This is a genomic window from Pseudazoarcus sp. NS34 (assembly GCF_059703725.1).
Genome location: NZ_BAAKIZ010000002.1, coordinates 481009 through 500584 on the forward strand (window position 1 = coordinate 481009; position 19576 = coordinate 500584).

General features: G+C 65.1%; 32 protein-coding genes and 1 tRNA gene. 28 read left to right on the forward strand and 5 right to left on the reverse strand.

Translation table 11 applies throughout. The annotated features are described in order from the left end of the window. Positions 1–10: 10 nt before the first annotated feature. The 28 genes from AC6H0N_RS08645 to AC6H0N_RS08780 all read left to right on the forward strand — a co-directional run bounded on the left by AC6H0N_RS08645 (position 11) and on the right by AC6H0N_RS08780 (position 11356). Positions 11–445, forward strand: a complete 435-nt coding sequence (locus tag AC6H0N_RS08645; protein WP_497573690.1) for a DUF4124 domain-containing protein — start codon at positions 11–13, stop codon at positions 443–445. A gap of 117 nt (positions 446–562) precedes the next feature. Further along, positions 563–781: a hypothetical protein gene (locus tag AC6H0N_RS08650; RefSeq protein WP_497573691.1), complete on the forward strand. Its 219-nt coding sequence runs from the start codon at positions 563–565 to the stop codon at positions 779–781. Continuing rightward, positions 778–1026 carry an acyl carrier protein gene (locus AC6H0N_RS08655; protein ID WP_497573692.1) on the forward strand — a complete coding sequence of 83 codons (249 nt, stop codon included), beginning with the start codon at positions 778–780 and terminating at the stop codon, positions 1024–1026. The genes AC6H0N_RS08650 and AC6H0N_RS08655 overlap by 4 nt, the downstream gene beginning before the upstream one ends. Continuing rightward, entirely contained in the window at positions 1023–1175 is a 153-nt protein-coding gene (locus AC6H0N_RS08660) for a hypothetical protein (protein ID WP_497573693.1), read from the forward strand. Before AC6H0N_RS08655 ends, AC6H0N_RS08660 begins: the two co-directional genes overlap by 4 nt. Next, on the forward strand, positions 1172–1840 hold the full coding sequence (locus tag AC6H0N_RS08665; protein WP_497573694.1) for a hypothetical protein: 669 nt from the start codon (positions 1172–1174) through the stop codon (positions 1838–1840). Before AC6H0N_RS08660 ends, AC6H0N_RS08665 begins: the two co-directional genes overlap by 4 nt. After that, positions 1837–2265: a hypothetical protein gene (locus tag AC6H0N_RS08670; RefSeq protein ID WP_497573695.1), complete on the forward strand. Its 429-nt coding sequence runs from the start codon at positions 1837–1839 to the stop codon at positions 2263–2265. The genes AC6H0N_RS08665 and AC6H0N_RS08670 overlap by 4 nt, the downstream gene beginning before the upstream one ends. Positions 2266–2267: 2 nt before the next feature. After that, entirely contained in the window at positions 2268–2597 is a 330-nt protein-coding gene (locus AC6H0N_RS08675; protein WP_497573696.1) for a hypothetical protein, read from the forward strand. Then, complete coding sequence (locus AC6H0N_RS08680; RefSeq protein WP_497573697.1) at positions 2594–2935, forward strand: hypothetical protein; 342 nt, start codon at positions 2594–2596, stop codon at positions 2933–2935. The genes AC6H0N_RS08675 and AC6H0N_RS08680 overlap by 4 nt, the downstream gene beginning before the upstream one ends. Further along, entirely contained in the window at positions 2932–3180 is a 249-nt protein-coding gene (locus AC6H0N_RS08685) for a hypothetical protein (RefSeq protein WP_497573698.1), read from the forward strand. The genes AC6H0N_RS08680 and AC6H0N_RS08685 overlap by 4 nt, the downstream gene beginning before the upstream one ends. A gap of 10 nt (positions 3181–3190) precedes the next feature. Beyond that, positions 3191–3544: an Lcl C-terminal domain-containing protein gene (locus AC6H0N_RS08690; RefSeq protein ID WP_497573699.1), complete on the forward strand. Its 354-nt coding sequence runs from the start codon at positions 3191–3193 to the stop codon at positions 3542–3544. A gap of 287 nt (positions 3545–3831) precedes the next feature. Next, positions 3832–4278: a hypothetical protein gene (locus AC6H0N_RS08695; protein ID WP_497573700.1), complete on the forward strand. Its 447-nt coding sequence runs from the start codon at positions 3832–3834 to the stop codon at positions 4276–4278. Further along, positions 4275–4484, forward strand: a complete 210-nt coding sequence (locus AC6H0N_RS08700) for a hypothetical protein (protein WP_497573701.1) — start codon at positions 4275–4277, stop codon at positions 4482–4484. The genes AC6H0N_RS08695 and AC6H0N_RS08700 overlap by 4 nt, the downstream gene beginning before the upstream one ends. Then, positions 4481–5104 carry a hypothetical protein gene (locus AC6H0N_RS08705; protein WP_497573702.1) on the forward strand — a complete coding sequence of 208 codons (624 nt, stop codon included), beginning with the start codon at positions 4481–4483 and terminating at the stop codon, positions 5102–5104. The genes AC6H0N_RS08700 and AC6H0N_RS08705 overlap by 4 nt, the downstream gene beginning before the upstream one ends. 2 nt (positions 5105–5106) lie before the next feature. Beyond that, positions 5107–5580 carry a hypothetical protein gene (locus AC6H0N_RS08710; protein ID WP_497573703.1) on the forward strand — a complete coding sequence of 158 codons (474 nt, stop codon included), beginning with the start codon at positions 5107–5109 and terminating at the stop codon, positions 5578–5580. Beyond that, complete coding sequence (locus AC6H0N_RS08715; protein WP_497573704.1) at positions 5577–6272, forward strand: hypothetical protein; 696 nt, start codon at positions 5577–5579, stop codon at positions 6270–6272. Before AC6H0N_RS08710 ends, AC6H0N_RS08715 begins: the two co-directional genes overlap by 4 nt. After that, the gene (locus tag AC6H0N_RS08720; RefSeq protein ID WP_497573705.1) at positions 6269–6589 is read left to right on the forward strand and encodes a hypothetical protein; all 321 of its coding nucleotides are present in this window, start codon (positions 6269–6271) and stop codon (positions 6587–6589) included. Before AC6H0N_RS08715 ends, AC6H0N_RS08720 begins: the two co-directional genes overlap by 4 nt. Continuing rightward, positions 6583–6849, forward strand: coding sequence for a hypothetical protein (locus tag AC6H0N_RS08725; RefSeq protein ID WP_497573706.1), 267 nt, complete (start codon positions 6583–6585; stop codon positions 6847–6849). The genes AC6H0N_RS08720 and AC6H0N_RS08725 overlap by 7 nt, the downstream gene beginning before the upstream one ends. Further along, on the forward strand, positions 6843–7481 hold the full coding sequence (locus AC6H0N_RS08730) for an HNH endonuclease signature motif containing protein (RefSeq protein WP_497573707.1): 639 nt from the start codon (positions 6843–6845) through the stop codon (positions 7479–7481). The genes AC6H0N_RS08725 and AC6H0N_RS08730 overlap by 7 nt, the downstream gene beginning before the upstream one ends. After that, positions 7478–7783 (forward strand): hypothetical protein, encoded by a 306-nt coding sequence (locus tag AC6H0N_RS08735; RefSeq protein ID WP_497573708.1) that lies wholly within the window; start codon positions 7478–7480, stop codon positions 7781–7783. The genes AC6H0N_RS08730 and AC6H0N_RS08735 overlap by 4 nt, the downstream gene beginning before the upstream one ends. 118 nt (positions 7784–7901) lie before the next feature. Then, a complete protein-coding gene (locus AC6H0N_RS08740) occupies positions 7902–8420 on the forward strand; it encodes a hypothetical protein (RefSeq protein ID WP_497573709.1) in 519 nt (172 codons plus the stop codon). Beyond that, positions 8417–9220, forward strand: a complete 804-nt coding sequence (locus tag AC6H0N_RS08745) for a DNA methyltransferase family protein (protein ID WP_497573710.1) — start codon at positions 8417–8419, stop codon at positions 9218–9220. Before AC6H0N_RS08740 ends, AC6H0N_RS08745 begins: the two co-directional genes overlap by 4 nt. Continuing rightward, a complete protein-coding gene (locus tag AC6H0N_RS08750) occupies positions 9217–9450 on the forward strand; it encodes a hypothetical protein (RefSeq protein ID WP_497573711.1) in 234 nt (77 codons plus the stop codon). The genes AC6H0N_RS08745 and AC6H0N_RS08750 overlap by 4 nt, the downstream gene beginning before the upstream one ends. Then, complete coding sequence (locus AC6H0N_RS08755; RefSeq protein ID WP_497573712.1) at positions 9447–9767, forward strand: hypothetical protein; 321 nt, start codon at positions 9447–9449, stop codon at positions 9765–9767. Before AC6H0N_RS08750 ends, AC6H0N_RS08755 begins: the two co-directional genes overlap by 4 nt. Continuing rightward, positions 9764–10282, forward strand: a complete 519-nt coding sequence (locus AC6H0N_RS08760; protein ID WP_497573713.1) for a hypothetical protein — start codon at positions 9764–9766, stop codon at positions 10280–10282. Before AC6H0N_RS08755 ends, AC6H0N_RS08760 begins: the two co-directional genes overlap by 4 nt. Beyond that, positions 10279–10581: a hypothetical protein gene (locus tag AC6H0N_RS08765; RefSeq protein WP_497573714.1), complete on the forward strand. Its 303-nt coding sequence runs from the start codon at positions 10279–10281 to the stop codon at positions 10579–10581. Before AC6H0N_RS08760 ends, AC6H0N_RS08765 begins: the two co-directional genes overlap by 4 nt. Continuing rightward, positions 10581–10940 (forward strand): hypothetical protein, encoded by a 360-nt coding sequence (locus AC6H0N_RS08770; protein ID WP_497573715.1) that lies wholly within the window; start codon positions 10581–10583, stop codon positions 10938–10940. The genes AC6H0N_RS08765 and AC6H0N_RS08770 overlap by 1 nt, the downstream gene beginning before the upstream one ends. A 3-nt stretch (positions 10941–10943) precedes the next feature. Then, on the forward strand, positions 10944–11156 hold the full coding sequence (locus tag AC6H0N_RS08775) for a hypothetical protein (protein WP_497573716.1): 213 nt from the start codon (positions 10944–10946) through the stop codon (positions 11154–11156). Next, entirely contained in the window at positions 11153–11356 is a 204-nt protein-coding gene (locus AC6H0N_RS08780; protein ID WP_497573717.1) for a hypothetical protein, read from the forward strand. Before AC6H0N_RS08775 ends, AC6H0N_RS08780 begins: the two co-directional genes overlap by 4 nt. Here the strand turns inward: AC6H0N_RS08780 and AC6H0N_RS08785 are convergent. The 5 genes from AC6H0N_RS08785 to acs all read right to left on the reverse strand — a co-directional run bounded on the left by AC6H0N_RS08785 (position 11349) and on the right by acs (position 19491). Then, complete coding sequence (locus AC6H0N_RS08785; RefSeq protein WP_497573718.1) at positions 11349–12524, reverse strand: tyrosine-type recombinase/integrase; 1176 nt, start codon at positions 12522–12524, stop codon at positions 11349–11351. The two genes, AC6H0N_RS08780 and AC6H0N_RS08785, sit on opposite strands and share 8 nt — an antisense overlap. 177 nt (positions 12525–12701) lie before the next feature. Further along, positions 12702–12792: transfer RNA gene (locus AC6H0N_RS08790), tRNA-Ser, on the reverse strand. Positions 12793–12845: 53 nt separating this feature from the next. Continuing rightward, a complete protein-coding gene (locus AC6H0N_RS08795) occupies positions 12846–14900 on the reverse strand; it encodes a sodium:solute symporter family protein (protein ID WP_497573719.1) in 2055 nt (684 codons plus the stop codon). After that, positions 14900–17050, reverse strand: coding sequence for a 3'-5' exonuclease (locus tag AC6H0N_RS08800; protein ID WP_497573720.1), 2151 nt, complete (start codon positions 17048–17050; stop codon positions 14900–14902). Before AC6H0N_RS08800 ends, AC6H0N_RS08795 begins: the two co-directional genes overlap by 1 nt. A 470-nt stretch (positions 17051–17520) precedes the next feature. After that, entirely contained in the window at positions 17521–19491 is a 1971-nt protein-coding gene (gene acs, locus AC6H0N_RS08805; protein ID WP_497573721.1) for an acetate--CoA ligase, read from the reverse strand. Positions 19492–19576: the final 85 nt, after the last annotated feature.

Below are 19576 nucleotides of genomic sequence, written 5' to 3' on the forward strand. Positions count from 1 at the left end.
AGGAACCGCCATGCTCACGCGCCACCTCATAGCCGCCGCGCTGGCCGCCCTGCTCGCCACCGTCGCACACGCCCAGGTGTATCGCTGCACCGTCGACGGCAAAACGATTTACAGCGACACCCCCTGCGCCATGGACGCCGCCACCATTAACGCTCACCCCGCCGCCGGCCGCGCCGACCCGCAAGCAGCCGCCGCTGCCAGAGAGCGGGCAGCCCGCAACGCACCAGACCTAGCCCCGCCTAACCCAGCCCTTGCCCGTGGAGGCTCCATCGCCGACACAGACGACACCAAAAAAGCCTCTGCCAGGTGCAAGGAGATCGCCAAGAACCGCGCCACCGCCGAACACTGGGCCCGCGAGTTCAGCCACCCCGATAACGTGCGGCGCGAACGCGAGAAGGCCGAGCACTGGAAGGAGCGTGACTTCTTCGAGTGCGAGCGCTTATAACGTCCCGCCCTCACCCGCAGACCGCCATCCGGCGGTTTTTTTTCGGCCTCAAGTAAACACGGTGTTTGACTTTGGATTAAACGCGGTGTTTAATCACTCCAACAAACGGAGGCCGATATGCCGCACGCACAACCCGTCGATCTGCTGCAAACCAAAGCCCTCGCCAGCCAGCACGGCTGCGTCGTGTTCGACCGTGCCAACGGCGGCAGCGTCAGCCACAACCTCTATCGCCGCGTCGGGCGGCGCCTGGTCTTCGTCGGCGCACGCAGCAACCCCGAGGCGCTCCACCGCCTCGTGCAGCGCGCCTGCAACCTCACCAAAGGCACAGTGCAATGACCACCACCCACCCCACCCCCGAAGCCGCTGTGCGCAAAGTGCTGGCCGGCTATGTGCGCCCCGGCGTCACATTCACGCACGCAAGCCTGCTTGACGAAGACCTCGGCTTCGACAGCCTCGACCGCCTCGAAATCGGCATGGCCATCGAGTGCGCGCTCGACATCAACCTCGAAGACCACGCCCTGTTCGGCTGCACCACCGTCGGCAGCCTTATCGAACTGGCCTCGCAGCAGGTGGTGTCATGAGCATCCACCCCCTCGCCGAAATCGCCATCCACGCCGAGAAGATGCGCCGCACCCAAGGGCCGTTCGCCGCCGAGCGCTACGCCGAGATTCGCGGGGCAACCTATCTGTTTCAACTGGCCTGCAGCCTGGCCGACGGCGGTGCCGCATGAGCGCACTCGCCAAAGCCATGGGCCGCAACACCGAGCTCACCACCTTGCTGGCGCGCTACTGCGTACCCGCCATGCTCGAAGACCCGCACTTCTCCCTGCCGTTTCGCAGTGGCGAGTACGTGTATGCCACCAACCGCCACATCATGATTCGCGTGGTAGACGCCGACCAGGCATTGCCGGCGCTACCCGCCCGCGGCAAGCAAAAGCAGGCCATCGACAAGCTCAGCCTCTGGCTGGACATCAAGGGCCGCATCTGGACGCCTGTTGAATCGCTAGACCTCGCCAGCCAGCCCTGCGTCGTCTGCCGCGGCACCGGCCGAGCCGTGGAGTGCAACAACTGCCACGGCATCGGGGAAGACGGTGACGATGGCACTTGCCCGGTATGCGACGGCTTCGGCACGCTCGGGGTCGATGCCACCCACCCCGACGGCGAGCAATGCCCCGACTGCGCCGGCACAAACGTCGCCTGGTATCAAACCACCAAGGTAGGCGATGCCTTCTTCGGCACCCGCTACCTGCGCCTGCTGCGCGACACGCTGCCCGGCGTAGCCATTGCCCCGCACCCGAGCGACCCCAACAAGGTCGCCATCTTCCGCTCAGGCACCACCGTGGGCGCGCTCATGCCCTGCCGCGAGGCTGGCACCGGTGAGTGGGGTGGCAAATGAGCACCCGCCAAATCAACGACACCGCCCTGGCCGACCTCCTGCTTTGGCACCGCACCGTCATGCGCCTCAGCGTTGCGCAGAACAGCCGCGATGTTGTCCGCTCGCAGAGCCTGCTCATCACCCTCATGAGCATCAACGCCATCGACCACGCCGACTACGACGCCTTCATGGCCGAGTACGTCGGCCTGCTCAAGCTGCACTTCGACCGCTACGAGCGCGGCATCTGGTTCAAGCCGCCCACCCCGCGGGATCTGAGCAACGCCGCGCGGGACGAAGACGGCTCCATCAACCGCGACGAAGAGCCGTTCCTGCAAGCCAGCGCCTACACCAACGCCGCCGACGCAATCGGCAGCCCCTTCTCACACCCCCGTGGTGAGTGGGCGCACCGCATCTCCGAACTCTGCAACCTCGCACAGGAGGCATAACCATGCAACGCACCCTCTCGCAGCTCCGCATCCTTCGCAGCGCCGCCCGCACCGGCGTGCTCAGTCTCGTGCCGCCCGCGCCGCGCGAAGCCATGCCCCACACCACCAGCGCCCCCGCCGGCAAGCTGCCCACCACCTTCGGGCCGCGTGAGGCCACGCAGCACGTGGAGCGCGTCATCACCCCCAACGACAACTGCACGCCCGACATCCTCATCGGCCAGCGCGAGAAGCTGCGCCTGGCGCTGCTCAAGATGGGCGACACATGGGTGTGCCACCCCGCCCGCCGCATGACGCGCCCCACCAAGCCCGCCGAGCAGGAATCCCGCGCATGAGCTGGATACCCAAGCCCCTGGTGAAAGCGCCCGAAGGCGACAACCGCACCTACATCACCGCCGCCGTGTCGCCCGACATGGTGGCCAAGCTTGAGCAGATGCTCGACACCGCCATGGCCACCCACCCCGGCAGCGACCCGCAAGGGCTGGTCGACATGGTCATGTGCGCCGGCATCGACGCCGCAAGCAACGACAACCCCACCGCCATCGGCACCGCCTGCGCCCAGCGCGACACCTACCGCCGCGCCCTGCGCAAGATCGCCGCGCTGCCTGAGGCAGCCCCGGCGCACGAGGCCGTAGCCGGCGATGCCCAGGCCATCAAAGGGTCCGGCCAATGAAGCCCGCCATCAGCCTTACCGACGCCGCCTTACTGCTCGCGCTTGCCGCCATGACCGCCACCGCGTGGGCCGGGCACCTACCGCCCCCGCCCGCGTCAATCGCCGCCTTCCTCGCAGGCATCGCGTTCGGCCTCTACGCCGCCGCCGTGCTGCTGTGCGCCCTCCACTGCATCAACCGCCTGATCGAGTGGCGCGCCGACATCAGCATCCGCCGCACCCACACGCAGCCCACCAACCACCGCTAGGAGCAACACCATGACCACCGAACCCCAAGCCGCGCCCGGCGAAACCCACATCGCCGACATCCACATCACCGGTCAGGCGCCCTACCGCCTGTTCCTGCTGCCCGGCGATGCCGACGAACTCACGCACGAAGAGGCCGCCGCCTGGGCTGCTGAGCAAGGCGGCACGCTGCCCAACCGGTTCGAGCAGGCATTGCTGTTCGCGCACCACAAGGATGCGTTTGAGGAGGGCTGGTATTGGTCCGACGCGCAGCACGCTTCCGGCGCCGACTTCGCGTGGTGCCAGCACTTCGGCGACGGCCACCAGTACTACAACCACCGCTACAACCGGTTGCGTGCCCGCGCCGTCCGCAGATTGCCGATTTAACCACCCCCACAGACACCCATCGCCGGCCCAGCGGGGAATCAATAACGCCGGCAGCGTGTGACGTGTTTAGACGAGCGACCTTTACCGCGCCGGTATCCGGCGGCGCGGACACCGGGCTCGAACAGGCCCGGTAGCGGCGGGCGCACGCAGACAGCCGAGAAAGCGCGGCGCAGCACCCCGAGGCGGTTAGCCGCCTCGGGCCACCCACCAGGCCTTAGACGCCTGCCGCCACCGGCGGCAACCGTGTAACGCCCTGCCGAGCGCAGCACAACGTAAAGGAATGGCAAATGAACACACCGCCCCGCCCCACCGCAAACGCCAGTCTCATCGCCGCCGCAGTGAAAGAAATTGCAGAGAGCGTAGGCGTTTCTCCTGATGACATCGCTGCAGTCTATCGGCCCGGCATCGACGGACACCAGCTTGCAGGCGCACTTGAGAACGCCCGCGGCTACGACTTCACGCTCATACAGGCGGAAGAACTTGACGGCTGCTGGAGCGCAGTCGATGAACTGCTCCGCAAAGAGCAACGCATATGGGTCGAACTCTGGAACGTGCAGCCGCCCTTCCCCGTGGGGTCGCATGTTACGGGCGGGCGCGTGACCGGAGTCATTGCCGGCATCAGCGACCACTCCCCGGCTAGCTACAAGATCAAGGAAGACGGCTGCGCTTCAGAAGGCCGATTCGTAATCGTCGAGTTTGAAGAGGTAAAGCTCGCCGAGGTAGCCCCCGCATGAGCATCACCCACCGCCCCATCTACCCCCGCGAAGCCCTGCACAACCTGCGCGCACTCGTGCGCCACCTGCAGCGCAACGCCGACCTGCTCGAACGCTGCTACACCACCACCGCCATCGAGCGCGCAGACCGCCTGCGCACCACTGCCGAAGATGCCGAAAGCTGGGTGCGCGACATCGAAGCCGAACTCAAGAAGGAACCAGCATGAGCACCGACTACACCATCCTTCTGCCGTTCCGCGACACGCCCGGAGCACGGCACGACGCGGCATATTTGACGCGCGAAAGCGGGCACATAGTTGCTTGCAACGGTCACGCGCTTGTGCGCTTGCCGGACGACGGAACACAGAGCGTTCGCGAGGCAACCATCGCCTTCACCGAGATACTCGGGAGATACCCCGAACTTGGTGGATACGTGCCCTTGCTCGATGCGACCACCGTCCCGGCTGTGGAGCTCTGCCACGTCTGCGCCGGAACGGGTCGCGCAGTCCTGTCCGCATGCGGAGATTGCGACGGCAAGGGCGAGTTTGACCACGGGCAGCACACCTATCACTGCAAAAACTGCGACGGCGGCGGGCAGACGATTACCGCCACCTCAGACATCACCGCAGTCAATTGCCCCGAATGCTCGGGCGCTGGGAATACCCCGGAAGATCCGCGCCATCCATGCCTGGTGCTCGGGCACCCCTACGACCCCCGCAACGTTGCAAAACTCTCGCGACTGCCTGGCGTGCGCGTTGCACACGCCGGCACACCAGACCACCCCGCTGCGTTACGCATCGAGTTCGCCGGCGGTGGCACCGGTCTGCTGCTGGGCTGGAGGGTTTGACCATGTTCCGCACCCTCGCAACCCGCCTCATCGCCCACGCAGCCAGCCGCCGCCCCGACTTCATCATCGGCGGCGCCCTGCACCCCTACCTGCGCCGCTGGTGGCTCATCCCGCGCAACCGCTGGTTCAACATCTACCTGCACCACTTCTGCCGGTCGGACGACGACCGCGCCCTGCACGACCACCCCTGGGCCAACTGCTCCGTACTGCTCGCCGGTGAATACACCGAGCACACCATCGCCGCCGGCGGCATCCAGCGCCACCAGGTGCTGCACGCCGGCAACGTCCGCCTGCGCCTCACCGGCAAGCTCGCCCACCGCATCGAGCTCCACAAAGGCCCGTGCTGGACGCTCTTCATCACCGGCCCCCGCTACCGCGAATGGGGTTTTCACTGCCCGGAACAAGGATGGGTGCATTGGCGTGAATTCACGGCGCCGCAGGACGCGGGCGCCATTGGTCGGGGGTGCGGAGAATGAAAGAGCGCGGAATCCTGTTCAAGGGCGAAATGGTGCGCTCGGTAATGGCCAACACCAAGACGCAGACGCGGCGAGTCATGAAGCCGCAGCTTCAAGCCGGCTGGGAGTTCGGCACATCGAATGAAGCCGGCATGGTCTATGGCCTGATCAAAAGCCCGCACCCCAAGCGCGGACGATTCGGAGTCTTCATCCGCCACGAGAACAAAGAGTTCCCCGGCACGTTCGAGATGGACATCATCCCGTGCCCCTACGGCCAGCCCGGCGACCGCCTGTGGGTGCGCGAGGCATGGAGGACCGTTGCCGGCGCAGACGACATCCCGCCACGTGACCTGATGAATGTCGAGAGCTTCACTCACTACGAAGCCGATGCACCCAAGCCTGCCGGGATGGGAAAGCTGCGCCCCGGCATGTTCATGCCCCGCTGGGCCTCTCGCATCCTGCTCGAAATCGTCAGCGTCCGCGTTGAGCGGCTGCAGGACATCAGCGGGGCGGATGCGAAAGCCGAAGGCATCACCCCGAGCGAGGTTCGACAAATGTGGCTCTACGGCGCCGACGCCGAGAGACGCGCCGACATCTATAAGCGCGCCGCCGTCGGGCCTTTCCGCGACCTGTGGGAATCCATCAACGGCCCCGGATCATGGGCCGCAAACCCCTTGGTATGGGTCGTCGAGTTCAAGCAGGTGAGCGCATGACCCTCGCCCTCATCACCGCCGGCATCCAGCCCGCCCACGCCAAGCCCGCCGCCCGCGCCGTCACCGGCCGAGCCAGCGCCCGCCACCGCGAAGACGAAGAGCCCGAAGACGACACCCTCACGCACGACCAGATCGAGGCCGAAATCGTCCGCATCCTCAAACTCGGCGACCCCAAGACCCCCAGCGACCTCGCCAGCGAAATCGGCGTGCCGGTGGCCGCCATCCCCTACCGCCTAAAAGCCCTGGCCGAACGGCACCGGCAGCTGCACTACCGCGTGGAAAGCAACTTCTCGATTGCATGGTGGAAAGCATGCTGACCTACCTCCGCAGCATCCTCAAATCCGCCGCCGAGCAGCGTGCCGCCGACCGCGACAAGGCAGAGCGCGCCGCCATCGCCAAGGTGTTCAACGACCGTTACACCTACCGGGCCGGCCTATCGCGCGGGCGCTGGATGTGCCCCGAGTGCAACAGCGTTCACAAATCCATCTCATGCAGCATCTGGTCCGGGCTGCAATACCCCGCCTGCTGCAGCCGGACGGAAGGGCATCGCCTCGACGAGGGCATCCGCACATGCTGACCCCCCGCCTCTGGTCCGCCGAAGAAGACGCCGCCCTGCTGCGCCTGTGGCCCCACCACACCGTGGCCGAGATTTCCGAGCAGATCGGCCGCAGCCTCCCCGGCGTATACAACCGCGCCGCCAAGCTAGGCCTGCGCCGCACGCCCGAAGAGATTGCAGCCGTCACGCGCAAGCGCTGGGCCGAAGGGCGCGGCAGCACGGCCGGCTGTTTCAAGCCCGGCCACGACACGTGGAACAAGGGAATGAAGGGCCTGCAGCTATCGCCGGCCACCCAATTCAAGCCCGGCAAGATGCCCCACAACTGGAAGCCTGTCGGCGCCTACCGCACCACCAAAGACGGCTACCTCGAACGCAAGATCGCCGACACCGGATGCTCGCGCCGCGACTTCGTGCCGGTGCATCACCTCGTCTGGCGCCTGCACGGCGGCACCGTGCCGCGTGGCCACGCCTTGGTCTTCCGCGACGGCGACAAGACCAACACCGACATCAACAACCTTGAGCTCATCACCCGGCGCGAACTCATGGCGCGCAACACCCGCCACCGCCTGCCGCCCGAACTCAACCAGGTCCTGTACCTCAAGGCCGCACTCACGCGGCGCATCAACACCCTCGAAGGGAGCAACCAGCCATGAGCAACGCCAACACCATCGACACCCTGCGCGGGCACCTGTTCGACACTCTTGCCGCCCTGCGCGACCCCACCAACCCCATGGAGCTCGACCGCGCCAAGGCCGTGAGCGAAGTCGCGCAGACCATCATCAACACCGCCAAGGTCGAAGTCGACTACGCCCGCGCCACCGGCACCACGCCGGCCAGCACCTTCCTGCCGGCGCCGGAACAGCCCACCCCCGGCCAGCAGGCCCTGCCGAACGGCACCGCCCGCACCGTGCAGGACATCCCCGGCGGGCGCCGAATCATCAACAAGGCGCGGTGACGGGCATGAACCCAAAATCCGCCCAGGTCCGCATGGTCGGCAACAGCGTCGATCCGCTCATGGCCGTGGGCTTCCTCAAACTCAATGCGCCGCATCTGGCGGTAAGGAGGATTGCAGCGTGAATATCACACCCAGCCAACTCGCCGTACTCCATCACACACTTGGCCTTCGCCCGGATCGCCGCGAGTCGTACCGCAATCACTTCGTGGCCGGTGCTGGTCATCACGACCAACCCGATCTGGAGGCGCTTGTTGCTGCAGGACTGATGGCGCGTCAGAAATCCCCGCGCTTCCTCAACTCCGGCGACGAAGTATTCAGCACCACGGATGCCGGGCTGCAGTACGCCATCGACCACCTTCCTCAGCCGGAGCCGCCGCGAAAGCGCGGACTGTACGGAGAATTTCTCGCAGCCGACGTGGGCTACTCATTCGGTGAATTCATCTGCGGCCGATCCCTTCCGAAGTGGGAGTACAGCTACAGCGAACCCACGCAGTACCGCATGGTGCGCCCCGACCCATACGGCGGCATTGAACTGGCCGGCGACTGGTGCATCACGAAGAAGGCCGCAAAGGCCAGCTATAAGGCGAAGCTCAAGGAATGCCGCGCGCGCCGGCATTTGCGAGAGGTGGCCGCATGACCCGCGCCACCCTCAACCAATACTTCACCCCCACCTGGGCGGCCGAGCTTCTGGTGCGCCGGCACTTCGGCAACCTCGGCCCGGCAGACGTGGTGGCTGACCCGGCATGCGGAGACGGCCGCTTCCTGCTGGCCATCCCCGACGGCGTGCAAGCCTTCGGCGTCGAGATTGACCCGGTGCAGGCCCAAGCCGCAGCGCGCAACAGCGGCCGCCCCGTGATCTGCGACGACTTCCTGCGCGCCGAGATCCCGCAGCGCCCCACCGTCGTCATCGGCAACCCGCCCTACGACGCCGACCTGATCGACGCATTCCTCGAGCGCTGCCACGACCTGCTCGACTACGGCGGCCGCATCGGCTTCCTGCTGCCCGTGTACTACCTGCAGACGGCCAGCAAGGTTGTCGACATCAGCCGTCGCTTCTCCATCGAGCAAGAGCTGCTGCCGCGCAACCTGTTCGCCGGGATGTCCAAGCCCGTCATGTGGTGCAACTTCACCAAGGCCCGGCGCACCGTGCTGTCCGGCTTCTTCCTCTACCACGAGCTCGACGCCCTGCGCGGCATGCACCCCGACCTGCGCAGCCTCATGGTCGGCAACACCAGCACCGCCCACTGCTGGCGCGACGTCGTAGCCGCAGCCCTGCGCGCCTGCGACGGCCGCGCCACGCTGCAGCAACTCTACGCCTGCATCGAAGGCAACCGACCCACCCCGAACCCGTGGTGGCGCGAGAAGGTGCGCCAGATCGCCGGCCGCCACTTCGTGCGCATCCAGCCGGGTGAATTCGCATTGAAGGAGGCAGCGTGATCACCAATCAACAAAGCCTGGCCGACAGGTTTGTCGAAGTCATGGCCGAAGTACGCAAGATCGACTGCGACGTGGATAACGAACACCCGCACCGATACACGCTGCGCGTGATGCGGCGTACGGCCGAGAAGGCTCTGCACGATGCCATCGGAACGGGGTTTGAAATCAGCCTCGTCGCCCAATCGCTGAAGCGCGAGATTGCCGAGATTGAAGCGGGGAAGAAAACATGAGCTCAGCCCGCAAACGATCCCGCATCAACCGCCTCAAGGCCGAGCTCGACCGCGCGCAGCAGCTATCGATGATCGCCGGCCACAGCGCCGACGTGCAGCGTGGCGTCTCCGATGCGGTCATGCAGATGGCCGAGCGCATGCGCGACGCCCTCACCCAAGCCCGCGCTTTCATCGCCGCCGAGCGCCAGAGCTTCGTCGAGTGCAACACCGACCCGACAACGCACCAGCTAGACCCCGACGACTTCGAGCACGCCGACCAAATGACCGCCCTACTCGCGCGCATCGACGCCGCGCTGGGCGAAGGGAGCAAGACATGACTGACATCACCGAGAAGATCGCAGCGCTGGAAGCGGGAGCGAAGGAAGCAACGCCAGGCCCGTTTCATGTTCGGACGCTGGAGAACTTCGGTTTCAACGTCGTGGAGTACCGCGACGGAGACAAGCACAACATTAACCGAGTTGCAAAGACTGCGCTGGAGGCAGACGCCAGATTTATTGCCCGTGCCAACCCCGCCACCATCCTCGAACTGATCGCCAACATCCGGGCGCTGGAAGCCGAAAAGGCAAAGTGGCTTCAAGACTTCCGTATCCAGCAGGACGAGATCATCCGGCTGAGCGACGAACTCACCACCCTACGCGAAGCGCTGGTGGCTAACCCCGACACAATCCGCCTCGACAAGCTGGAACTGTACTCGCAGCCACTCGACGACTTCGACAAGAGGCTCCACCCGAACCGATGGGGCTGGATTATCTATGCGAAAGCGGGCGTTCAGGGTGACACCCGGCGGATCGTCGATGCCGCCATCTCACCAGACACGCAGGAGGTGTCATGAGGATCACGATCAGCAGTACGCCCCCGCGTAAGCAGCCGCGAGAAGGCGACCGCAAGACCGTCAGGGGCGTCGAGTTTATCCGCGTCCGAGCCAGAGTACCGGACGGCAGGCCGCACGCCGGGGCGCTCCTCTCCAACTGCGGGCACCCGGTCTATCGGTGGGTGCAGGTCGAGAAGCCGCGAACACTCGGCCCCTGCCCAATCTGCAACGGCAACGACGCCGACATCCCGTGCGCCTACACCACCGAGCGGCCCGAGGGGTGCCCGCGCACCGAGCGCCTCAAGCGGGAGGGCATGTAATGCCGCACCTCGACCCCGCCACCCAAACCCTGCACATCGTGTTCGCCCACAACGGCAACATCATGTGTTTTGCCTACGCATCGGACCACCCGTCACTGCTCAAAGCATCGGCAGACAGCGGCCAACCGATCATCAGCTACACCCCGAAGGCAAATCCCGCGTGGTGCCTCTGGCGGTTTGACGACAATGAGTTCGCGCAGATATGGCAAGGCGAATGCGGAGCCGCCTGGTCATTCACCGAAGGCACGCCCTTTGAAAACGGTATCAACTACTGCCCCAAATGCGGCAAGCCCTGCGCCGCCGTCTCGCAGCACCAAGACAACGACGGCACGCCGCTGCCGGAACCGGCGGAGGGCTAAGCCATGCGCATCCACATCGTCAGCACCCCAGCAAAGCCGCGTCCGCAAGTCGGTGACCGCAAGATGATCAAAGGCGTCGAGCACATGGCTGTCGCTGAGCGCTGCACCTTTGGGCCAGGGGCGGGGGCAATCATCGTCAGCAACGGCCGCACGCGCCTCAAGTGGGTGCCGGCCGCAAACGTAACACCCATGCCGGACAAGGAAAATCAGCGATGAGCACAACAGAAGAAGACCGCATTGTGTGGCGCCGCGACATGCCCCGCCTGCTCGATGTCGACACCGAAACCGTCCGGCGCTACATGGCCGTCGGCAAGCTGCCGAAGCCCGACATTGATCTGTCCGTGCGCAAGCGCGGGTGGCGGCTCTCGACGCTGCACGCTGCCGGAATCAACATCCCGGCCGCAGCGCTCAGCTAGGCTTGCGGCAGGCGTCCAGCCAATCAGCCCAAGCCTGCAGCATGCGCTTGCGCTCGGGCAGGTACTTGGCGCGGTTATAGGCCGCCCGGGTTTCGTCCTTGGGCACGTGAGCGAGCTGTCGCTCGATGGCATCCGGCGTGTAACCGCCCTCGTTCGCCCAGGTGCTGCCCACCGTGCGCCAGCCGTGGCCGGTCATCCGGCCCTTGTACCCAATGCGGTGCAGCAGCGCGATGATGGCATTCTCGCTGATGGGGCGCGCGGGCGTTCTATCCCCCTCCCACACGTACCGGTCGCTGCGCCGGCGCTCGTGCATCAGGCGCAGCAGCGCCAGCGCCTGGCGAGGCAGCGGCACCAGGTGATCGCGGCGGCCACCCTTCATCTTGCGCCCGGGTATGAGCCACTGGCCAGCGTCCCAATCAATCTCAGACCACTCCTGAAACCTCAACTCAGTGGTGCGCACCCAGGTGTAAGCCAACATGCGGCAGGCCAGCGCGCTGGTCAATTCGCCCTCGATTTCCAGCCGCTGCAGCAGCGCCGGCACCTCGCGCAACTCCACCGCCGCAAAGTGCTCCACCGCCACCCGCGTGAAAGCCTTCTCCGGCCGGATCTGCGCCGCAGGGTTGTTGTCGCACCCGCCACGCTCAGACGCCCAATCGAACACGTGACTCACCCACATGCGCAACTTGCGCACATAGCTGTGACGCCCCGCCTCATCCATCTGCAACAGCACGTCGAGCAGATCCTGCCGGCTGATCGAGCTCAAAGCCCGATCGCCCAGGCGCGGGAAAATGTGGCGTTCAAACCCCCTGGCCATGTTGCGCAGGTACGCCGGCGACGCATCCAGACGCGAGGCTATGTAGCCCTCCGCACCCGCGCGCAGCGTCATACCACCGGCCTTGCGATGCCGTGGCGTGCGAGGGTCTTCACCAGCCCGCAGCTTCGCCTTCAGATCAGACAGAGCCTCACGCGCAGCCGACAACGACACCGCCGGGTAGGCGCCCGGGCTCATCGTCTGCGGAGCCCCATCCAGCCGATAAGCGATACGCCACAACTTCGACCCCGCCGGCGTCACATACAGATGCAGCCCGCCGCCGTCGAACAACTTCACCGGCTTCTCGCCAGCCTTCGCGGCACGGCACTGCGCATCATTGAGGCGATTTGTAGGCATTCCCACCCCCAGCGTTCCGCGATACCCACAAATCTACCCACACACACGCCGTGCTCCAGCGCGTTGATGGGTCGTGTTGTGTGGGCTTTAGCGGGGTTCCAGATACCAGAAAGCCGCGATTGTACGCGGCTTTTGGTGGGGTGGCGCTGCATCAGGTGGGGCAGTGCAGGAATGACGTGGCGGAGAGGGCGGGATTCGAACCCGCGTTGGGATATTATCCCAAACACGCTTTCCAGGCGTGCGACTTAAACCACTCATCCACCTCTCCGCGGAAGCCGCGCATTCTAGCAGAACTCGCGCGCAGCGAAACCCCTGTAGCACTCATGTTTCGCTGCGCGCGGTTTCGCCGGGACGTTCCTCGGGCGAGCGCACGAAATCGACCATGCGCGCGGACTCGCGCGACGGCGCTGCTGTCAGCAGGCTGACCACAACGGTCATCACAAACCCAAGTGGCACACCAAAGGCACCGGCCGACACCGGATTGATGCCCAGCCATGCATCGGCAAGGCTGCCGCCAAAGAACGAATGCGTGCGCGCAACGTAGTACATCGTCAGCAGCAATCCGCTGACCATGCCGGCAATGGCCCCTGCCCGGTTTGCGCGCTTCCAGAAAATCCCGAGCACCAACGCGGGAAAGAACGCGGACGCTGCCAGCGAGAAGGCCAGCCCGACCATGAACAGGATGTTGTCCGGCCGCAGCGACGCCACCCAAGCGGCCGCCACCGCCACCACAAGCAGGGCCGACTTTGACATCAGCAACCGCCGATGCGGCGGCGCCTTGGGGTTGAGCACCTTGTAGTAGAAGTCATGCGACAAGGCGTTGGAGATGGTCAGCAGCAGGCCGTCCGCGGTAGACAGCGCAGCAGCCAGCCCTCCGGCCGCCACAAGACCCGCCACAACGTAGGGCAGACCGGCGATCTCCGGCGTCGCCAGCACGATGGCGTCGGTGTTCAGGCTCAGTTCGGCCAGCTGCAGGATGCCGTCAGCGTTGATGTCCTCGAAACTGACCAAGCCGACCTTGCCCCATGAGGCCACCCAGGCCGGCAAGGCGGCGATCTCGGTGCCGACCAGATTGCTGTACACTTCCCAGCGCGCGAACACCGCATAGGCCGGTGCCGCCAGATACAGCAGCAGAATGAAGAACAAGGTCCAGAACACCGAGGTGCGCGTCTGCGTAACGCCCGCCGTGGTGTAGTAGCGCGAGAGGATGTGTGGCAGCGCGGCCGTACCCATCATCAGGACGAACACCAGCGCGATGAAGTTGTTGCGCGACACCGCGGAAACCTCGGGTAGCACGCCGGGATGCGCTTCGGCAAAGCGCGCAGGCACAGCGGCACGGCGCAAGGCTTCGGTGCGTTCGTCGCCCCAGTGTTCACGCGCGTCTTCCGGTGTAAGCGGAATGTCGCGCAGCGTGCGTTCAAGCTGCACGATCTCGCGCGCGGGCGCATCGCTCGCCAGCAAGGAGTTGAGTTCGGCAATGCGCGCGCTGCGCTCGTGCTCCAGCGAGGCCGGCAGACCGGCAATGCGGATGCGGTAATCCTCTGCGCGCAAGCGGTACTGTTCGCGCGCTTCGGCCTCGCGCCAGTCCCAGATCAGCTCACCTTCACGCTCGGACAGTTGCTGCATCACCGTGCCGTACATGACCTGCGGCACCGGCACGCCGGTGGCTTTGTACGACAGCATGATGACCGGCACCAGGTAGGCCACGATCAGCACCAGATACTGCGCGACCTGCGTCCAGGTCACGGCGCGCATTCCACCAAGGAAGGAACACACGAGAATGCCGGCCAGACCGATGAACAAGCCGATCTCGAACTCCACGCTGACAAAGCGGCTGGTGACCAGGCCCACGCCGTAGATCTGCGCCACCAGGTAGACGAAGCTTGCCAGCACGGCTGCAATCACCGCGACAACGCGTACCGCATTGCCCTCGTAACGCGCGCCGAGAAAATCCGGAATGGTGTATTGACCGAAACGCCGCAGATACGGCGCCAGCAACAACGCCACCAGCACGAAACCACCGGTCCAGCCCGTAACGAAGGCCAGCCCCTCGAAGCCCGAGAAGTACAGCGTGCCCGCCAGGCCGATGAAGGATGCAGCACTCATCCAGTCGGCCGCGGTGGCCATGCCGTTGAACACCGGCGGCACGCGGCGGCCGGCCACGTAATACTCGTTGAGATCGGAGGTGCGGCTGGCCACGCCAATGCCGGCATACATGCCGACCGTGGCGCACAGGAAAACCAGCCCGATCGCGCCCTGCGACATGCCCATCTGCTCACCGAGGGCGAGCGCGCCGAGCAGCGCAGCAAATGTCAGCGCATACAGTACGTAGTTGCGCACCAGGCGCCGCCCAAAGGCTTTTGCCTCTCCGTCCATCAGTACTTGAGCCTCGCGTAGTGGGTCTGCTCGCTCGCGCTACGCGCCTGGCCCAAGGTGCGGATGCCGCGCTCGGCGAGCAGCGGCAGCATGCGAATGAACACCTCGGCGGTCACCAGCGCGTCGCCCAGCGCAGTGTGACGCCCCACCACAGTCACCCCCAGGCGCTCGGCAATCGCCTCCAGGCGATGCGATTCCTGGTTCGGATGCAGCAGCGCCGACAGCAGCAAGGTGTCGAGCACCGGCAGGTCGAACACCACGCCGGTGGCGTCCTGCTTCATCTGCAGGAAACGCAAATCGAAAGCGGCGTTGTGCGCCACCAGCACGGTGTCGGCGGCAAAAGCGCGAAAAGCTGGCAGAACGGCACCGATCTCGGGCTGGCCAAGCAGCATCTCGGGATGAATTCCGTGAATCGCGACCGATTCGGCACACACCGGGCGTTTCGGGTCGATCAACTGCTCAAAGGACTCGCCGCGCAGCAACTTGCCGTTGACGATGCGGGTCGCGCCAATCTGGATGATCTCGTCGCCGCCGGACGGGTCGAGGCCGGTGGTTTCGGTATCAAAGGCGGTGTAGCTCAACACGCTGAGCAACTGATCGTCGTGCGCCTGGGCCTGGTCCGGCGAGTTGAACAGATCAAAGTCGTAATACTCGGGCCGGCTCTCAATCTGCGCACCTGGGCTGGCCGGCTCCGCGGCTGGCGTGCACATCGGCAAGACCAGCCGAAGCATCGAGCGCTGGCCGGCCTTGTCCCGCTGTACCGACATTTCCGCAGCATGACGTTGCAGCACGTCGCGCACGCTCAGCGGACTGTCGTGGCCGTCGCTCTGAATCGGATCCAGCTCCCACGACATCAAGGTCTCGGTACTCGCGGCATGTCCGCGCCACGCCAGATCGAGGCACAACCCCTGCGCTTCGCGTCCTGCGCACAATTCCAGAGCGCGCAGATCAAAGGTGTCGAAAAGGCGCGTTGCCAGAAAAACCAGCACTTGCAACAGCGAAAAACTGTCGACGCGCAGCCAGTCGTCGTCGCCCGCAGAAACATCCACCGTTACCGGGCAATGCGCCTCGATGCGCGTCCTGGCCGCTTCGAGCAAATCACTGGCGCGCATGTCTTCCATCGGCCATCGGCCGCGCGCTGTTTCGGCAAAGTCGCGACTGGCAACATCAACACGGCGGGTAAGCTCGGCCAGAGCCGTGCCTATGGCCTTTAGCTGCGGCTGCATGGCTGGCTGATCCGCAGTGCGCTCAAGCTCGGCCAGCGCCGCCGAGATGCGCGCCAACCCGGCACGCTGGTCGTCGGTCACCCCTTGCAAGAGCCGGTCGCGGCGACGTTCCAGCTCGAAATCGTCGGTGATGTCGTCAAACAGCAGGATGAAACCGCCCGCCGCATCGTCCTGCTGACCATCGCTCTGCGGCACCGGTGACATGCGCACGCGCAGCAGACTACGGCCCCTGGCACAAATGAAGCTTGCCGCGGGGTGCGCGATCCCACGACGACGCTGACGGTCCATTACATCCAGCGCATGGCCGACCACGCCGCGGTCGACAACGGCATAGATCGAGCGCCCCAGACCGATCAGTTCGACGCCATCAGCCACCTCCGGCGCGTGCGACAACGCCCGAAACTGCTGCCGCGCGAGCGCGTTGTAGAGCAGGATGCGGCCGTCCCGGTTGCACACCACCACGCTTTGAGTGAGCTCTCCCATCAGCGCGGCAAGGCGGTTGCGCTCGACTTCAAGGGACTTACGCGCGCAATCAACACGTTCGGCAACGCCCCGACGCAAGGCATCGCGGCAATCGGCCAGGGTATTGACGCTGCGCACGATGGCGCGAAACTCCTCCGGCACCGATTCGTCCAGCCGCAGACCCGGATTGGCCTCATTCATGGTCCCGATCTGCTCGCCGATCAGGCGTGCGCGCTGGAAATAAGCGTGCAGCAGCGAACGCAGGGCGGTGGCAGCCGCCACAAAAGTCAGCACCAGCGCCGCAAGCACTGGCGCCACGTGTCCGCGCCAAGCGCTCAGCCAGGCAGCCCTAGCCTCTTCCGAGGCCACCGCCCAGAACACCCAGCCTGCCAGCGCCACGGAGCCAAAGATCAGCACCGCCAACGCTGCCACGCCGCACACATAGCGGCCGCGGGTGCTCATGCGCCCTCTCCGTGCCCACGGGAATGCTCACCGCGCGGCACAACGCCTACACCCAAAACGGTGTCCGACTGGTTGCTGATGCGCATCACGGTACCCGGCACTCCATCCTCCGCACTGTCCGGAATTGTCGCATCCGGCTGCAATGGCCTGCAGGCCTGTCCGAGAAAAAATGCACCCTTGCTCGTCCGCTAGCGCTGATTCGCTGTATTGGGAGGGCTGTTTTGCCTTGGGGCGGCGTGGCGGCAAAAAAAAAGCGCGCTTTCGCGCGCTTTCCCCCCTACCTGGGCAGGCGACTACGTGTCGGTAGTCCGCCGTCGAACCGAACAGGGTTTCCGCTGCCCTCCCGTCGATGCCTACGTGACCGAGGTCGCATTGGCACTCCGTTGCACCGGAAACCTTGTTGTTCAGACGCCGCCTCCTTCATCTCGCGCCCTTGTGCCCAGCCTCCTCCTGTAAACCTGTGAGCAATTTCAGATCGCTGTCTTGAGCTGATCCAGAATCGCAGGATTCTCGAGCGTGCTCGTATCCTGCGTGATTTCCTCGCCCTTCGCAAGCTGTCTGAGCAAGCGCCGCATGATCTTGCCCGAACGCGTCTTGGGCAGGTTGTCACCAAAGCGGATGTCCTTGGGGCGCGCGATGGGGCCGATCTCCTGGCCAACCCAGGTCTGCAGCATCTTGACCATGGCCTTGGCTTCATCGCCGCTCGGACGCGGCCCCTTGAGCACCACGAAGGCCACGATGGCTTCGCCCGTCACATCGTCCGGCCTGCTGACCACGGCGGCCTCTGCAACCTGATCGTTGGCTACCAGCGCCGATTCGATTTCCATCGTGCCCATGCGATGACCGGAGACGTTGAGCACGTCGTCGATACGGCCGGTGATCGTGAAGTAGCCGGTGTCCTTGTCGCGGATGGCGCCGTCGCCGGCGAGATACAGCTTGCCTTTGAAGTCATCCGGGAAATAGGTCTTGCGGAAGCGATCGGGGTCGCCCCAGATCGTACGGATCATCGACGGCCACGGCCTTTTTACGACCAGGATGCCACCGTTGCCGTTGGCCACCTCGGTGCCGGTTTCGTCCACCACCGCAGCCTGGATGCCGGGGAACGGCAAGGTGCACGAGCCCGGCACCATTGGCGTAGCGCCCGGCAGCGGCGTGATCATGTGGGCACCGGTTTCGGTCTGCCAGAAGGTATCTACGATCGGGCAGCGGCTGCCACCAACGTTCTCGTAGTACCACTCCCAGGCCGCCGGGTTGATCGGCTCACCCACCGTGCCGAGGATGCGCAACGAGGACAGATCGTATTTGGTCGGATAGATGTCGGGGTTGTTTTCAGCCGCCTTGATCAGCGAACGAATCGCCGTCGGGGCGGTGTAGAAAATGGTCGCCTTGTGATCCTGCACCATGCGCCAGAAGCGGCCCGCATCCGGATAGGTCGGCACACCCTCGAACACGATCTGCGTCGCGCCGCAGGACGGCGGGCCGTAGCACACGTAGGTATGACCGGTAACCCAGCCGATGTCAGCGGTACACCAAAAGACGTCATCCGGCTTGATATCGAAGGTGTACTTCATCGACATCGTGGCTTGCAGCAGATAGCCGCCCGACGAATGCTGCACCCCCTTGGGCTTGCCGGTGGAACCGGAGGTGTACAGGATGAACAGCGGGTGCTCGGCCTCGACCCATTCCGGCTCGCAGATGTCGGACTGGTCTTCGACAACCTCGTGCATCCAGCGGTCGCGCCCTTCGACCATGGTCACTTCCATGCCCGTGCGCTTGAGCACGATGACGTTCTTGACCGATTTTGCAGCCGGCGCATCAAGCGCCTCGTCAGCAATGGCCTTGAGCGGCAGCGTCTTGCCACCGCGGAATTGGCCATCCGAGGTAATCAGCGCCACCGCGCCGGCGTCCTCAATGCGGTCGCGCAGCGCGTTCGCCGAAAACCCGCCGAAGACCACCGAATGCGTGGCGCCGATGCGGGCGCAGGCTTGCATCGCGATGATGCCCTCGACCGACATCGGCAGATAGATGATGACGCGATCACCCTTCTTCACGCCCATGCCACGCAGCGCGTTGGCGAAGCGGCACACGCGCTTGAGCAGTTCAGCGTAGGTGATGCGCGACACCGTGCCGTCATCGGCCTCGAAGATGATCGCGAGCTTGTCGCCGTTGCCAGCCTCGACGTTGCGATCCAGACAGTTGTACGAAACATTCAGCTTGCCATCGGCAAACCATTTGAAGAACGGCGCGTCGCTCTCGTCGAGCACCTGCGTAAAGGGCGTCTTCCAATCGATCAGCTCGCGCGCGTGGCGGGCCCAGAAGCCCTCGTAGTCACGCTCCGCCTCGGCGCACAGCGCGCGGTAGGCATCCATGCCCGATACCGTCGCGCGCCCGACCGCTTCGGGGGACGGTTGATAGATCCGGGCTTGCTGTTCGCTCGACATGTTGTCGTCTCCTCATTTTCTGTTCTGTGCCTGTACCGCGGGCTTCTGTCGGCGCGGTTTCCGGTCGGCCAGCGGTTGCTCCATT

Coding starts and splice junctions, on each gene's coding strand:
- AC6H0N_RS08645 (WP_497573690.1), top strand. CDS start 11: ATGCTCACGCGCCACCTCATAGCCGCCGCGCTGGCCGCCCTGCTCGCC.
- AC6H0N_RS08650 (WP_497573691.1), top strand. CDS start 563: ATGCCGCACGCACAACCCGTCGATCTGCTGCAAACCAAAGCCCTCGCC.
- AC6H0N_RS08655 (WP_497573692.1), top strand. CDS start 778: ATGACCACCACCCACCCCACCCCCGAAGCCGCTGTGCGCAAAGTGCTG.
- AC6H0N_RS08660 (WP_497573693.1), top strand. CDS start 1,023: ATGAGCATCCACCCCCTCGCCGAAATCGCCATCCACGCCGAGAAGATG.
- AC6H0N_RS08665 (WP_497573694.1), top strand. CDS start 1,172: ATGAGCGCACTCGCCAAAGCCATGGGCCGCAACACCGAGCTCACCACC.
- AC6H0N_RS08670 (WP_497573695.1), top strand. CDS start 1,837: ATGAGCACCCGCCAAATCAACGACACCGCCCTGGCCGACCTCCTGCTT.
- AC6H0N_RS08675 (WP_497573696.1), top strand. CDS start 2,268: ATGCAACGCACCCTCTCGCAGCTCCGCATCCTTCGCAGCGCCGCCCGC.
- AC6H0N_RS08680 (WP_497573697.1), top strand. CDS start 2,594: ATGAGCTGGATACCCAAGCCCCTGGTGAAAGCGCCCGAAGGCGACAAC.
- AC6H0N_RS08685 (WP_497573698.1), top strand. CDS start 2,932: ATGAAGCCCGCCATCAGCCTTACCGACGCCGCCTTACTGCTCGCGCTT.
- AC6H0N_RS08690 (WP_497573699.1), top strand. CDS start 3,191: ATGACCACCGAACCCCAAGCCGCGCCCGGCGAAACCCACATCGCCGAC.
- AC6H0N_RS08695 (WP_497573700.1), top strand. CDS start 3,832: ATGAACACACCGCCCCGCCCCACCGCAAACGCCAGTCTCATCGCCGCC.
- AC6H0N_RS08700 (WP_497573701.1), top strand. CDS start 4,275: ATGAGCATCACCCACCGCCCCATCTACCCCCGCGAAGCCCTGCACAAC.
- AC6H0N_RS08705 (WP_497573702.1), top strand. CDS start 4,481: ATGAGCACCGACTACACCATCCTTCTGCCGTTCCGCGACACGCCCGGA.
- AC6H0N_RS08710 (WP_497573703.1), top strand. CDS start 5,107: ATGTTCCGCACCCTCGCAACCCGCCTCATCGCCCACGCAGCCAGCCGC.
- AC6H0N_RS08715 (WP_497573704.1), top strand. CDS start 5,577: ATGAAAGAGCGCGGAATCCTGTTCAAGGGCGAAATGGTGCGCTCGGTA.
- AC6H0N_RS08720 (WP_497573705.1), top strand. CDS start 6,269: ATGACCCTCGCCCTCATCACCGCCGGCATCCAGCCCGCCCACGCCAAG.
- AC6H0N_RS08725 (WP_497573706.1), top strand. CDS start 6,583: ATGCTGACCTACCTCCGCAGCATCCTCAAATCCGCCGCCGAGCAGCGT.
- AC6H0N_RS08730 (WP_497573707.1), top strand. CDS start 6,843: ATGCTGACCCCCCGCCTCTGGTCCGCCGAAGAAGACGCCGCCCTGCTG.
- AC6H0N_RS08735 (WP_497573708.1), top strand. CDS start 7,478: ATGAGCAACGCCAACACCATCGACACCCTGCGCGGGCACCTGTTCGAC.
- AC6H0N_RS08745 (WP_497573710.1), top strand. CDS start 8,417: ATGACCCGCGCCACCCTCAACCAATACTTCACCCCCACCTGGGCGGCC.
- AC6H0N_RS08755 (WP_497573712.1), top strand. CDS start 9,447: ATGAGCTCAGCCCGCAAACGATCCCGCATCAACCGCCTCAAGGCCGAG.
- AC6H0N_RS08760 (WP_497573713.1), top strand. CDS start 9,764: ATGACTGACATCACCGAGAAGATCGCAGCGCTGGAAGCGGGAGCGAAG.
- AC6H0N_RS08765 (WP_497573714.1), top strand. CDS start 10,279: ATGAGGATCACGATCAGCAGTACGCCCCCGCGTAAGCAGCCGCGAGAA.
- AC6H0N_RS08770 (WP_497573715.1), top strand. CDS start 10,581: ATGCCGCACCTCGACCCCGCCACCCAAACCCTGCACATCGTGTTCGCC.
- AC6H0N_RS08775 (WP_497573716.1), top strand. CDS start 10,944: ATGCGCATCCACATCGTCAGCACCCCAGCAAAGCCGCGTCCGCAAGTC.
- AC6H0N_RS08780 (WP_497573717.1), top strand. CDS start 11,153: ATGAGCACAACAGAAGAAGACCGCATTGTGTGGCGCCGCGACATGCCC.
- AC6H0N_RS08785 (WP_497573718.1), bottom strand. CDS start 12,524: ATGCCTACAAATCGCCTCAATGATGCGCAGTGCCGTGCCGCGAAGGCT.
- AC6H0N_RS08795 (WP_497573719.1), bottom strand. CDS start 14,900: ATGGACGGAGAGGCAAAAGCCTTTGGGCGGCGCCTGGTGCGCAACTAC.
- AC6H0N_RS08800 (WP_497573720.1), bottom strand. CDS start 17,050: ATGAGCACCCGCGGCCGCTATGTGTGCGGCGTGGCAGCGTTGGCGGTG.
- acs (WP_497573721.1), bottom strand. CDS start 19,491: ATGTCGAGCGAACAGCAAGCCCGGATCTATCAACCGTCCCCCGAAGCG.